The organism is Mesorhizobium sp. Primo-A (assembly GCF_003997175.1).
In the GTDB taxonomy this organism is placed as follows: Bacteria; Pseudomonadota; Alphaproteobacteria; order Rhizobiales; family Rhizobiaceae; genus Mesorhizobium; species Mesorhizobium ciceri.
The window spans coordinates 105599-118782 of the sequence record NZ_RZTG01000003.1 but is presented as its reverse complement, the minus strand read 5'-3'; the positions used below and the strand labels follow the sequence as shown (position 1 = coordinate 118782).

Sequence of the window (13184 nt, the reverse complement as noted above, 5' to 3'; positions counted from 1 at the left end):
TGCCACGGCGGAGATGGTTGCTACAGAAGCGTGCCGCGCAGGATCACCAGCGCCACCGAGAAATAGATCACCAGCCCGGTGACATCGACCAGCGTGGCAACGAACGGCGCCGATGCGCTGGCCGGGTCGAAGCCGATGCGCTTCAAGGCGAACGGCAGCATCGACCCCGACAGCGAACCGAAGGTGACGATGCCGACCAGTGCAGCACCCACCGTGGTGGCGATCAGCGGCCAGTGCGGGCCATAGTCGTAGAAGCCCATATACTGCCAGAGCGCGATGCGGCAGACGCCGACCACACCGAGCATGGCGCCCAGCACCAGGCCGGTGGGCAGCTCGCGCAGCGCCACCCGCCACCAGTCGCCAAGGCCGATCTCGCGCAAGGCCAGCGCGCGGATGACCAGCGAGGTCGCCTGCGAGCCGGAATTGCCGCCGGAGCTCATGATCAGCGGGATGAACAGCGTCAGCACGATCGCCTTCTCCAGCTCGCCCTCATAGCTCTGCATGGCGTTGGCCGTCAGCATCTCCGAGATGAACAGCGCGCACAGCCAGCCGCCGCGTTTCCTGATCATGGCGAGGAAGCTCATCTTCATGTACGGCTCGTCCAGCGCCTCCATGCCGCCGAAACGGTGCACGTCCTCGGTCGTCTCCGCGATCATCGTGTCGATGATGTCGTCGATGGTGACGATGCCGAGGATCTTGCCATGGTCGACGACCGGAACGGCGAGCAGATCGTATTTGGAGATCGTCTGCGCCAGCGTTTCGCGATCGGTCAGCGGGCCGACCGTCATCGGAAGATGATCCGGCGCCACCGTCATGATCGAATCGTCCGGCTCACCGGTGATCAGCCGGCGCAGGCCCGTCGAGCGCACAAGCAGGTGCGTTTGCGGATCGACGATATAGATCGCATAGACGGTCTCGCGCGTCCGCTCCACCTTGCGGATGTAGTCGAGCGTTTGCCCGACGCTCCAGTCCGAGGGCACGCTGACGAACTCCGTCGTCATGATCGATGCGGCACTGCCTTCGGGATAGCCGAGGATGGAGAGCAGCGTTGCGCGCAGCGGCGGCGCAAGTCCGCCAAGCAGCTCGGAACGCGCCGGCTCTTCCAGCTCGCGCAGGATGTCGGCTGCCCGGTCGACCGACATGGCGGTGAGCAGCTTGCCCGCCTTGGCGCGCGGCAGCGCCTCCATGCGTTCCGACGCGCCGTCGAGTTCCGGCTGATCGAAGATCTCGACCAGACGTTCGAACGTCACTTCACAGAGCAGTTCCGTCGCGGTCTCTCGAGGCTCCCTGTTCAGGGCCTCGACAATGTCGGCGACGTGATCGTTGGCTAGGATACGGGCAATCGCGACGGCCTCGTCGCTTGCCACCGTGGTAAATTCGTTCATGGCTCACTCCTTGCCGTCCGGCAGGACATGAACCATGTGAGGTCACGTCAGGGCGGACGGCTGTTGCGTTCGACTGTGACTGTCGCCAGGCATGGCGCGGTGACCTTTCCGCTTGCGGGTTCGCGTTTGATTGTCTGCAAGCGGGCGCAACATAGGAGCGCGCCTCGCCGTGTCAATCGCGGTGAGGAGGGAAAATGCCGACGAGCGGGCAAGATCGCGAGACTGTGATCACCGGCCGCCGTTCGACCAGGCAGACCGGGGTGGAATAACCGTTATTTCTGCTTCAGCCGGCGCGAGAAGCGCAGCCACTTGTCTTCGACCGGCCTTGGGACCGGCCTTGGCTGCACCAGAATGGTGGTGAGTTCGGCGGGCAGGGTCGGAACCAGCGGCTTCTTGGTGGCGACGCCGTCGGCGATCGCGACGATGCTGTGATAGAATTCGCTGCCCGTCATCGATCTCGGCGCCACCGCCTCGTGCATGACGGAGATCACCGTGACATCGGGGCAGTTGTCCTTGATGGCCTGGTGGAAGGCGACCTTGCCATCGGGGTCGAGCGCGCCGGTCGCCTCGTCGAGGAACAGCAATCCCGGCTGCTGCAGCACGATGCGGGCCACCACCAGCTTCTGTTTCTGGCCGCCCGACAGAACCTGGTCCCAGCTTTTGCCTTCGCGGCTTTCGTCGGCCATGTGCTCGATAAAGTCGCCGAGCCCCGCCTTGTGCAGCGCCGACGCCACCTGCGCATCGCCATGGTCGTGCTCGGAGCCGGGCAGGCAGACCAGTTGCTTCAGCGACACAGGCTGCAGCTTGACCTCCTGGGCGGCATAGAAACTCTTGACGCCCTCTGGGAAGACGATGGTGCCGCGGCCATAGGGCCACAGGCCGTTGATCGCCTTGATCAGCGAGGTCTTGCCGCAACCGGACTCGCCTTTCAGGAAAGTCCATTCGCCGCGCCGGAAGCGCAGATTGGCGGCGCTGAGAAAGGGCGTCGCGTCCTCGCCCTGATGCGCCAGTTCGAGCTTCTGGATGGTCAGGCCGAAAACCGGGTTCTGGCTGGCATAGTGGAAGTCGGAGCGGCCGGTCTGGCTGTAGAATTCCTGCGGATGCTGGACATTCTCGATCGCATTGGCCAGCTCGGTGACACGCTGGCTGTTGGCGCGCAACGTGGCGATGGCGGGCATGACGTGGATGAACCAGGAACACTGGCCGATCAGCGAATTGACCAGCTCGGAGCCGGTTATGTAGCCCTTGAGGTCGAGACCGTTGTGGATGAACGGCACCAGGCCCGGTCCGTAGGCGACAATGCGGGCACCGATGAAATTGTAGATCAGCTCGAACGACATGTAGACGGTGTTGACGATGTTCAGCCGCGTCCAGGTGCCGTCGATGTCGACATAAAGCCGGCCATGCATGGTCCTTTGCACGCCTTCGCCCTGAGACGCCGCGACATGGAAGGAGCGGCGCAGGAATGTCGTCAGCTCGCCGCGATAGCTGCCCTCGGCCTGCTGCATCCTGACATTGAGGCGCTCGAGCAGGCCGCCGAGCTTGACCGCGATCCAAGTGTTCAGCGGCACGTAGGTGGCGACGGCCAGGAAGGCGAGGATGGCGCTGCCATAGCTGCCGAGGAATTCCAGCCCCTTCACCTCGACGGAGTTTTCGAGCAGCTTCTGGCCGACGAAATAGAGCGATGTGGCAACGCCAAGCACGCCCATGGCGAGCCCGATGGCGCCACCGGTCATGTCCTTGATGGATTCCTGGACGCGCTGGTCGATATTGTCGGGGGCCGGTGCGCCGCTGCCGGTCGACGCGTGCTGGGCATGGAAATGCGTATGATTGCCGTCCAGCAGCGCTTCATTGAAGCGGCTGTCCAGCCAACCGCGCCATTTGCGGTGCAACGTCGCCGAGACAAGGTTGCGGATGCCGGTGAAGCCAGCGTCCTTGAGTACGACCAGCAGCACGAGGACGCCGGCATTGACCAAAAGCGAGCGAAGCGGCGTGGTGTTGGCGGCGTCATGGAAGAAGGCGATGGAATTGACCAGTTCGCCCGAGGCTTCGGCGAACCAGACACCGGCCTTGCTGGACAACGCCGTGAGCAGCGCGATCACCAGCGTCAGCGTCCAGGCTTCCTTCCAGCGGTCGGAAACCCAGTAGGCCCGCATCAGGCCCCAGAAGCTGCGCATCGACGACACCGGCGTCAGAAGCGATCGCCCTGCGGCATCGCGAGGTGTTTTTTCCGGTACTGACTCTTGCGATGGTCTACCGACCCGAATCACTATCCCGCCCAAACCTTTTTTCTTTTGTTACGGATGGTAACACCAATTGATCATTTTCCATTAATTTAAAACCGGGCCGACCGGATTGCCCCGGCAGCCGTTGCCGTGAGGCAACAGATTACATGCTGAAATATAGCGACAACAGTCGACAAAAATCCGGATATTGCTTTTAATTTCATGGGCTTGATATATCGAGGGCGTGGCGTTGGCACGGCTTCCCCTAGGGAAGGCTTTCACACGGTTTCGTGAACTCGAAATCGTATCGAGCGACCGGTTTTCTCACTGTGGACGGCTCAAAGAGCTCGAAAATCTGCGGCTCGTGACTCGCCAGGATTGCCGGGGTCGTCCCTGCCGGGGGCAGGAATTGACGAGAGAATCGATCGAGCGGCGCGTTCCGTCTTGTCGGATCGGCTGAGGGACTGCGTTTGACAATTCATCCGCCTGGGATTGAACCTTGCCCGGCATCGGCGACACTCATGCATGTCCGGTTCTTCAACAAGGAAGCTCCCAATGCTTGCACGCGCGGCCGCAATCCTGTCCCTCTTTGCCTTTGTACCTTTGGCGCATGCCGGCGAGCAAAGCATTCCGGCCAGCGCCGAGGGCCAGATCGAGTTCAACACGCCGTCCGGCAACATCGGCTGCATCTACACGCCCAAAGGCGGCACCGGCACCTATGAGCCGAGGGATGGCGGCCCGGAACTGAGCTGCTCGCGCGTCGAGCCGAGCTACCTTACGATTATCCTGGGTCCGAAGGGGCCAGCAACGCTGATCAAGAACCCAGGCGAGCAGGGCTGCTGCAGCGATGTCGATAAGCTTGGCTACGGCAACAGCTGGAGCGCCGGGCCGTTCTCGTGCCAGTCGTCAACCAAGGGACTGACCTGCACGGCCACGAACGGCCATGGATTTTTCATCAGCAAGGCCAAGGCGACGGCGAAGTAACGTCTGCCGCTGTCGCGGAGAGGAGAGGCCGGCCGGCCTCAGCCGGCCTTGTCCAGTTCGCCGCGCGCCTTGGCGGCCGCCACCTGGCGAATGGCATCGGCCAGCGTATCGGCATCCTGCGCGCCCATGACGGCGTATTTGTCCTCGAGCAGGAAGCACGGCACACCAGAAATGCCCATGCGCGACGCGGTGGCGATCTCGGTGCGCACCGCCTCGACATCGGCCTCGGTCGGCAAAAGCGAGGCGACCACGGACGCATCCATGCCAGCCTCGCGCGCGGCTTCGACCAGCACGGCATGGTCGCCGATGTCAGCGCCTTCCTCGAAATTCAGCTGGAACAGCCGCCGTACAAGCCTGTTCTGAATGGCTTCGCCGGCGGCCCCTGCCCAGCGGATCAGCCGGTGCGCATCCAGCGTATTCGGCGCCACTTTGATGGCGTCGAAGGCAAAGGAAATGTCTTCCGCTTCGCCCAGCGGCTCGATGCGGTCGTGAATCTCGCGGATACGCTCGTCGCTGCCGAATTTTGCCAGCATGTATTCGCGCCGGTCCTTGCCTTCAGGCGGAATGGTCGGATCGAGCTGGAACGGCCGCCAGCGGACATGCACGTCGACATCGCCGACGGCGGCGATTGCCCTGTCGAGCCGCTTCTGGCCGATGAAGCACCAGGGGCAGACGACATCGGACACCACATCGACGGTGATGGCGTTCAATTCGCTCATCTCGATCTCCTGATCCCTCAGTTGGGTTTGCGCCACCATGTTGGCAGTTGATATCCGAATATGGGCGTCTTTTGCGGATGTTCCAGGTAGTTCCAGTAGGCGATCCATTGCTGCGTGTTGTACTGCATCGGCACCATGTAGTTGCCGGAGATCAGCAGCCGGTCGAGAACGCGAACGGCGGCAACATAATCCTCCTTGGAACGGGCGCGCAGCATCGCCTCGATTGCCGCGTCCACAGCCGGGTCGGCGACGCCGGCGAGATTGAACGAGCCTTCCGTCCGGGCGGCAGTCGAACTCCAGCGCCCGCTCTGCTCGATGCCGGGTGACAACGAATTGTTGAAGCCGCTCGATCCGACCAAGACCTCGAAATCGAAGCGCTGCTTGCGCGACTGTATCTGATCGCCGTCGAGGCTGCGAATGGTGAGATTGATGCCGATCTTCTCCAGCGTGCGCTGATAGATGCCGGCAAGGCGCTCCTCGTCCTGCGAAGCGGTCAGGATCTCGAAGCCGAAGGGTTTGCCTTCGGGATCAAGCATCGTTCCATTCTGCACGTGGTAGCCGACACTTTTCAAAAGATCGAAAGCTGCCTTCAAGACGCGCCGATCCTGGCCCGATCCGTCGGTCACCGGCGGCCGCCATGTGCCGTCCATGACATCGGCCGGCACGCGGCCGGGGTAGGGCGCCAGAAGCGCTTTCTCCCTGTCGTCGGCCGGATGGCCGAGCGCGGAAAGCTCGGAATTCTGCCAGTAACTCATCGTGCGCGTGTATTTGCCGCCGAACAGGTTCTTGTTGGCCCATTCGAAGTCGTAGAGCATGCCGAGCGCGCGCCGCACGACCGGGTTGGCGAATTTCGGCAACCGCGTGTTGAACAGGAAACCGGTCACCACCGGCGGAATGCCGGTGTCGAAGGTTTCGGCGATCACGTCCCCCTTGTGGAAGGCCGGAAAATCGAGATCGCGCTCGCGCTTCACCGGATCGCTGTCGTCATCGATGGCGCAGAGGCCTTTCTTGAACGCTTCGAGCTTGGCGTTGGCGTTGAGGAAATACTCGATGGTGATCTGGTCGTAATTGTCGAAACCGCGCTTGGCGGGGACATCCTTGCCCCAATAGTCCGGGTTGCGCTTGAAGACGATGCGCTGGCCTGGCTGCACCTGCGCGATCGTATACGGACCGCTGCCGATCACCGGCTTGAGCGTCGTCCTGTCGAAAGTCTCCTTGTCGAAGGCGTGCTTCGGGATGATCGGGGTCAGCGCGATGATCAGCGGGAATTCGCGATCGGCCTTGTCGTTGAAGGTGAAGCGCACGCTGTGGTCGCCGGTCTTTTCGAGCTTGGCGACCCTGGCCATGCGGTCGCTGTAAGGCGGGCGGCCTTTGTCGGTGTAGACATCATAACTGAACAGCACGTCCTCCGGCGTCACCGGCTGACCGTCCGACCATTTGGCCCTCGGATTGAGATGGAACTCGATGCTCTTGCGCTCCGGATCCATGTCGGCGCTTTCGGCCAACAAACCGTAGAGCGTGAAAGCCTCGTCGGCATTGCGCTGCATCAACGGCTCGAAGACCAGATTGCCGAAGATCGTATCCATCATGCCGCGCGCCGTGGTGCGCAGGCTCTTGAGGATGAAAGGGTTGAGATTGTCGAAGCTGCCGACGACGCAATAGGTGATCGAGCCACCCTTCGGCGCGTCGGGATTGACGTAGTTGAAATGCGTATAGTCGGGCGGCAGCGCCGGCTCGCCCTGCATGGCGATGGCGTGCTTCGGCTCCGATGCGGCCGGCTGATGCGAAAGGGCGAGAAACGATATCGCGGTGATCAGCCAAACAAGAACGCGGCCCATGACCGTCTCCTTACTGGGCGGCTTGATGATTCGGACTGCACCCTAGCATGGCGCCACCGCGCTCCGGCCAGATACATCAGCCCAAATCGCACGGCCCAAATCGCACGGCCAAGAATCGCAGGCGCCGGGCTGGATTCGGCCTCGCTTGCAGTGTAACACGCCCTCCGAAGTCATTCTGTTGCCTCATTTCGGCAACAGGTAGCTGGACCACACGGCACGAAGAAGCCGGTCCCGGGATCATTTGAGAGGAAGTGCACGACATGACGAGCCTGAACAGCAACGCGTACCGCCTGTCGGTCATGGCCGCTGGCGTGGTCGGCTTTCTCGGCGCAGGGCTTCCCGCCGCTTCCGCACAGCAGCAGCAGCAGATTCCGCAAGGCTGGTTCAAGGCCTGCACCAAGCAGGAAGATGTCGACATCTGCAACGTCCAGAACATCACCACTGCCGGCAATGGCCAGCTGGTCACCGGCGTCAGCCTGATCGAGCTCAAGGGCAAGGTGAACCGCAAGGTGTTCCAGGTGACGGTTCCGACCGGCCGTCTGGTGCCTCCCGGCATCGGCCTGCAGATCGACACCGGCAAGGCGCAGAAGCTCGACTATGTGATCTGCTTCCCGGATCGTTGCGTGGCCGAAGTGCCGCTGACCGATCAGCTCGTCGCGGCATTCAAGAAAGGCCAGGCGATCACGCTGACTTCGGTCAATTTCCAGAATCAGCCCAATCCGATCAAGATCGCCCTGCAGGGCTTCAGCGGCGCCTATGACGGCCCGGCGCTGCAGCAGTCGGACATCGAGGACAGGCAGAAGAAGCTTCAGGACTTCGTCGCCAAGAACAACCAGGATTTCGCCAAGAAGCTCAAGGAAGAGCAGGACAAGGCGAAGACCGCCAACTGATCGGCCGATATCGCCGAGCCAACAAAAAAGCGGGGTTCATGCCCCGCTTTTTTGTGACTGTCTTCCAGCAGGCTAATGCCTGGACTGCCGCTTCTGTTGGTAGCCGCCGTCCGGCTTCTTGTCGAACATTTCCTTGATCTGCGGATGCCGGACCGGCTCGCCCGACTGGTCCTCGAGCAGGTTCTGCTCGGAGACGTAGGCGATGTATTCGGTCTCCGAATTCTCGGCGAGCAGATGGTAGAAAGGCTGATCCTTGCGCGGCCGCACGTCGGCGGGGATGGCTTCGTACCATTCGTCGGTGTTGGCGAATTGCGGATCGACATCGAAAATGATGCCCCTGAATGGAAACAGCCGGTGGCGAACCACCTGTCCGATTGCGAATTTGGCTGTTTTCATCGTACTCACCACTGAGTTCCTTGAGCTTATTTGGCGCAGACCGCGCATCAATTCAATCCCGAGGCGCTTGACGCCCTATTAAGCAACGGGTTAGCCCGGCGCCAGGGTTTCGGACCAGCATAAAAATGTCTGACGTCATCGGTCTTGTTCTTCCGTTCTTCGGCTTGATTTTTGTCGGGTTTCTGGTGGCGCGCATCACCAGGCAGCCGCTGGACGCGCTCGGCTGGATGAACACGTTCATCGTCTATGTCGCGCTGCCGGCACTTTTCTTTCAACTGCTTGCCAAGACGCCGTTCGAAGACCTGACGGAATGGCGCTTCATCTTCGGCTCGGTCGTCTCGACCTTCATGATATTTTCCTTGATGTTCATGGGGTCGGTCCTGACCTCGCGCGGCGAGATAGCGCAATCGACCATCAAGGCGCTCGCGGCCGCCTATGGCAATATCGGCTATATGGGGCCGGGGCTGGCGCTGCTGGCCTTCGGCGAGGAGGCGGCTGTGCCGGTCGCCTTGATCTTCTGTTTCGAGAACATCATGCATTTCGCCATCGCGCCCATGATGATGGCGCTGTCTGGCGACGAGAAGACCACTCCTCTCCGGCTTGCCCTGGGCGTCCTGCGCAAGATCGTGCTGCATCCGTTCATCATCGCAACCGCCCTGGGTGTCGGCGCCGCCTATATCGGCTTTCGACCGCCCGTGCCGGTGGAGCGATTTCTAGAATATCTTTCCCGTGCGGCCGCACCTTGCGCGCTGTTTGCCATGGGCGTCACGCTGGCGCTCAGGCCACTCAATCGCGTCCCGCATGAGATGGTTCCGATCGCCGCGCTGAAGCTGATCCTGCACCCGTTGCTCTGTTATGTCGTGCTGAGCTGGATCGGCAATTTCTCTGAGACATGGGTCTTCTCGGCGGTGCTTCTGGCCGCATTGCCGACCGCCACGAACGTCTTCGTCATCGCCCAGCAGTATGGCGTCTGGGTACAGCGAGCGTCGGCCAGTGTGCTGATCACAACCTGCCTGTCGGTCGTGACCGTTACCGGGCTGCTCTACCTGATCCGGCACAATATCCTAGCGCCGGACCTGTTTCCCTAACCCGCCGGCAAGCGCGGCAAAACCGCTGCCGGGACGAAGCCCCTCGCGCATGAAAAAAGCCCGAAGCGGCGCGAAGCCTCCGAGCACGCCGAGCCCGGCAACGCGGGCCATCTGCGCCGGCAGCATGTCGGAAAGCAGCGACATGTTGAGCAGGTTGACCGCGCTGCTGCGCGCCAGAATGTCGGGGCGGCGCTTGAAATCGTAGGCTGCAAGCGCCTTGGCTGCGCCCGGATCGGATCGATTTTCACAAGCGATTCCAATTAGATCGTCGACGTCTCTGATGCCGAGGTTGAGGCCTTGCGCACCGATCGGCGGAAACACATGGGCGGCTTCGCCGACCAGCGCCACCCGATCCCTTGCGAAACGAAGCGGCGTCACCGCCGATAGCGGGTAGATCTGCCGGCCCGGCTCGACAGCCACCCGGCCCAGCATCGACTGCATCTGCTGTTCGACCCGCTGAGAAAGTGTCGCATCGTCCAGCGCGGCGAGCTCGGTCGCGGTCTCGGGCTTGACCACCCAGACCAGGCTGGAGCGATTGCCGGGCAGCGGGACCTGCGTGAACGGACCGGTCTCGGTGTGGAATTCCGTCGAGGTGAAGGCGTGATCGCCGCTATGGCCGAAATTGAGGACGAGAGCTGCCTGCGGATAGGAGCGGGCCGAGGTCGAGATGCCGGCCGCCTGGCGCGCCGGTGACAAGCGTCCGTCAGCGGCGACCGCCAGCGATGCGTCAACCGAGCTGCCGTCGGCGAGGCCGGCACGAACATGCTCGGCATCGAGATGCCAGTTCGCCACCATCGACCTCAGCCAGTCGATGCCGGCGCGCGCGGCAACGGCGCTGGCGAGTGCCGGGGTGAGGACGCTGTTGGGAAGATTCAGCCCGAATTCATCCTCGTCGATCTCGCTGGCGCGGAAGGTGACGACCGGGCTGCGGATCAGCCGGCTGGTGGCATCGACGATGCGCATCACCTTCAAAGGCGCCGCCTTGGATACGACGGCTTCGAGCACGCCGAGCCGGTCGAGCACTTTCAAGGCAGGGTTCATCAGGGCCGTCGTGCGACCATCGGGGGCGGTGGCCTCCGGCCCGACCAGTGTCACCGGGAAACCTTCGGCGGCAAAACCCAGTGCCGCGATCAGCCCTGCCGGCCCCGTGCCGGCAACCAGTATCCGCGCAGTTTGCTGATGCTCCAAGATCGGCTTCCGGCTTGCAATGCGAGGCGGTCCACCCGACCTGCCGTTCGATCAGCATATAGGTCAGATCATGCCGCTTGATCAACGCGGCGATTCGGCCCATTCGGATGTCATGACCGGCCAGCAGGACGACTTCAGCCATCTCGACCGCGCCGGCCGCGCCATGGCCGGCATCGCGCGCAATCCCCGGGTTACGGTAAACGTCGTTGTCGGCGCTTGCATCCTGCTTGCATGGCTGTCTCTTGCGGCGATGGCAATCCGCGGGGCTGAAACAGGGATTGCGGGCGTCGGCGCCCCTGGCGACACGATCCTTCGCAGCCTGCCGCAACTGCCGCTGCCCGATTTCCTGGAACGGTTCTTTGTGCTGTGCCTCTCACCGGTGCCTTTGGACGCAGGTCTCGGCTTGCGGGCCGGCGCGCTCGTTTCGATGTGGTTCCTGATGGCGATCGCGACGATGCTGCCTTCGGCGGCGCCGATGATACGCACCTATTGCGAGATCGCTGACACGGCACGCATCAAGGGCGAACCGGTCGTTCACCCGCTGCTGCTGGTCGCCGGCTATCTCAGCGTCTGGCTCGCCGCTTCAATTGTGTTCGCGGCGCTGACCTTGGCCGTCCATGCATTCGCTTCGTCAGCCGGGATTCTCGATCCGGTCGTCGGCATTGCCGGTGCGCTCGCTCTGCTGATTGCCGGCCTCTACCAGTTCAGCGGCCTGAAGGAAGCTTGCCTGAAGAAATGCAGGAACCCGTTCTCGATCCTTTTCGCGAGCTGGAGCGCAAGGCCCCTTAACATCTTTCGGCTCGGTGCCGCGCAAGGTCTGTGGTGTCTGGGCTGCTGCTGGGCCTTGATGCTGGTGATGTTCGCCGTGGGCGTCATGAACGTTTTCTGGATGGCGTTGATCGGCCTGTTCACCCTGATCGAAAAACAAACGGCCAGCAGGGTTCCAACCCGGCTGGCCGGTGCGATACTGCTTGTCTGGGCAGCCGCGCTGCTAGTAGTCTCGCTGTGAGTGGGGGAAAATCGATGGCAGACCAGAGCTGGGCGATGAAGGGAGAGCTCGTACTCTCCTGCAATTGCACGGTTTTTTGCCCTTGCGTGCTCTCGCTTGGCAATCATCCGCCGACCGAAGGCTATTGCCAGACATGGGCCGGGTTTCGCATCGATGCCGGCCATTTCGGTGAGGTCGATCTGTCCGGGCTCAATCTTGGGCTGATCATGGAAATCCCAGGCTATATGAGCCGCGGCAACTGGACCGCGGGCCTGTTCATCGACAGCCGCGCCTCTGTCTATGCGGTCAAGGCGCTGACAAAGATCTTCACGGGCAAGGCAGGTGGAACCACATCGCTGCTCTCAATCCTCGTCGGCAAATTCCTCGGTGTCGAGCAGGTGCCGATCACCTATGAGACGCGTGACAAAACGCGTATCTTCCAGATACCCAGGATTATCGACGGAGCGGTCACACCCTTCCAAGGCAAGGACCGTGACAAGGATACGGTGATCAGCAATTCGGAATACTGGATCGCGCCCGAGATCATCGTGGCCAGGTCCGACAAGAGCAAGGTGCGGGCTTTTGGCCGCAACTGGAATTTCGCCGGCCGTTCGGCCGAAATCTGCAAGCTGGATTGGCGGGGCCCGTGAGCAAGAACACAACGGCCAGGAATTTGGCAGCACGAAAAGCCGCCAAAAAGATCACGGACCGGATTCCGCGCCCGAAGAAGAAGGTCACCTGGCCGCAGGCGAGGGCGTTCTCCGTCCACCTTTTGACCGCCTCGGGGTCGTTCCTGGCCTTCCTGTCGCTCGTGGCGGCAAGTGAAGAGCGCTGGACCGCAATGTTCTGGTGGCTCGGGCTGGCCCTGTTCGTCGACGGCATCGATGGGCCGATCGCCAGAAAACTCGAGGTCAAGGAGATCCTGCCGACATGGTCGGGCGAACTGCTCGACAACATCATCGACTACGTGACCTACGTGCTGATCCCGGCCTTCGCGCTCTATCAGCGCGGCTTCATGGGCGAGGGCCTGTCATTCCTGTCGGCGGCGATCATCGTCGTTTCCAGCGCCATCTACTATGCCGACACCGGCATGAAGACGAAGGAGAATTTCTTCAAGGGATTCCCGGTGGTCTGGAACATGGTGGTGTTCACCCTGTTCGTCATCGAGCCCGGACAATGGGTTTCGTTCGCGGTGGTGGTGGTGGCCGGCGTCCTGACTTTCGTGCCGATCAACTTCATCCACCCGGTGCGGGTGGTGCGGCTGCGGCGCATCAACCTTGGGATGACCCTGTTGTGGTGCGCTTTCGGCGCGCTTGCCCTGGCCCAAGCGGCGCTCGCCGCCTTCTACGATCAGATCGGCGTGCTGGGCGAGCAGGTCAGCACCTTCACCAAGATCGGCATCACCATCACCGGGCTTTATCTTGCCTGCATCGGTGGCATCATGCAGTTCTTTCCCAATCTCGGTGCCAAAAAGGCCTGATCG

12 protein-coding genes are annotated in these 13184 nt (G+C 62.0%); 6 read left to right on the top strand and 6 right to left on the bottom strand.

The genetic code is table 11. From position 1 onward, the window contains the following. Positions 1–20: 20 nt before the first annotated feature. The gene (mgtE, locus tag EOC83_RS05980; RefSeq protein WP_063168000.1) at positions 21–1385 is read right to left on the bottom strand and encodes a magnesium transporter; all 1365 of its coding nucleotides are present in this window, start codon (positions 1383–1385) and stop codon (positions 21–23) included. 272 nt (positions 1386–1657) lie between these two features. Further along, positions 1658–3562, bottom strand: coding sequence for an ABC transporter ATP-binding protein/permease (locus tag EOC83_RS05975; RefSeq protein WP_024503285.1), 1905 nt, complete (start codon positions 3560–3562; stop codon positions 1658–1660). A 603-nt stretch (positions 3563–4165) separates the two neighbouring features. On the opposite strand from EOC83_RS05975, the gene EOC83_RS05970 reads away from it, so the two are divergent. Further along, positions 4166–4594, top strand: a complete 429-nt coding sequence (locus EOC83_RS05970; RefSeq protein WP_024503284.1) for a hypothetical protein — start codon at positions 4166–4168, stop codon at positions 4592–4594. 38 nt (positions 4595–4632) lie between these two features. On the opposite strand, the gene EOC83_RS05965 is transcribed toward EOC83_RS05970, so the two are convergent. Further along, positions 4633–5313 (bottom strand): DsbA family protein, encoded by a 681-nt coding sequence (locus EOC83_RS05965; RefSeq protein WP_063170238.1) that lies wholly within the window; start codon positions 5311–5313, stop codon positions 4633–4635. A 17-nt stretch (positions 5314–5330) separates the two neighbouring features. Next, the gene (locus EOC83_RS05960; protein ID WP_063168001.1) at positions 5331–7151 is read right to left on the bottom strand and encodes an extracellular solute-binding protein; all 1821 of its coding nucleotides are present in this window, start codon (positions 7149–7151) and stop codon (positions 5331–5333) included. A gap of 260 nt (positions 7152–7411) precedes the next feature. Here EOC83_RS05960 and EOC83_RS05955 point away from each other — a divergent pair, with 260 nt between their 5' ends. After that, a complete protein-coding gene (locus tag EOC83_RS05955; RefSeq protein WP_013531658.1) occupies positions 7412–8041 on the top strand; it encodes an invasion associated locus B family protein in 630 nt (209 codons plus the stop codon). 72 nt (positions 8042–8113) lie between these two features. Here the strand turns inward: EOC83_RS05955 and hspQ are convergent, their stop codons facing one another. Further along, positions 8114–8437, bottom strand: a complete 324-nt coding sequence (gene hspQ / locus EOC83_RS05950; protein WP_024503281.1) for a heat shock protein HspQ — start codon at positions 8435–8437, stop codon at positions 8114–8116. 125 nt (positions 8438–8562) lie between these two features. On the opposite strand from hspQ, the gene EOC83_RS05945 reads away from it, so the two are divergent. Continuing rightward, a complete protein-coding gene (locus EOC83_RS05945; RefSeq protein WP_063168002.1) occupies positions 8563–9525 on the top strand; it encodes an AEC family transporter in 963 nt (320 codons plus the stop codon). Here the strand turns inward: EOC83_RS05945 and EOC83_RS05940 are convergent. Then, positions 9502–10713: a UbiH/UbiF family hydroxylase gene (locus EOC83_RS05940; protein ID WP_063168003.1), complete on the bottom strand. Its 1212-nt coding sequence runs from the start codon at positions 10711–10713 to the stop codon at positions 9502–9504. The genes EOC83_RS05945 and EOC83_RS05940 overlap by 24 nt on opposite strands. Before the next feature lie 70 nt (positions 10714–10783). On the opposite strand from EOC83_RS05940, the gene EOC83_RS05935 reads away from it, so the two are divergent. From EOC83_RS05935 to pcsA, 3 genes are read left to right on the top strand one after another with little or no spacing between them, the layout of a single operon-like run. Beyond that, a complete protein-coding gene (locus EOC83_RS05935; RefSeq protein ID WP_082826671.1) occupies positions 10784–11722 on the top strand; it encodes a DUF2182 domain-containing protein in 939 nt (312 codons plus the stop codon). Positions 11723–11736: 14 nt separating this feature from the next. Continuing rightward, positions 11737–12351, top strand: a complete 615-nt coding sequence (locus EOC83_RS05930; protein ID WP_063168004.1) for a DUF1326 domain-containing protein — start codon at positions 11737–11739, stop codon at positions 12349–12351. Positions 12352–12374: 23 nt separating this feature from the next. Next, complete coding sequence (pcsA, locus tag EOC83_RS05925) at positions 12375–13181, top strand: phosphatidylcholine synthase (protein WP_024503276.1); 807 nt, start codon at positions 12375–12377, stop codon at positions 13179–13181. The last annotated feature ends 3 nt before the right edge of the window (positions 13182–13184 follow it).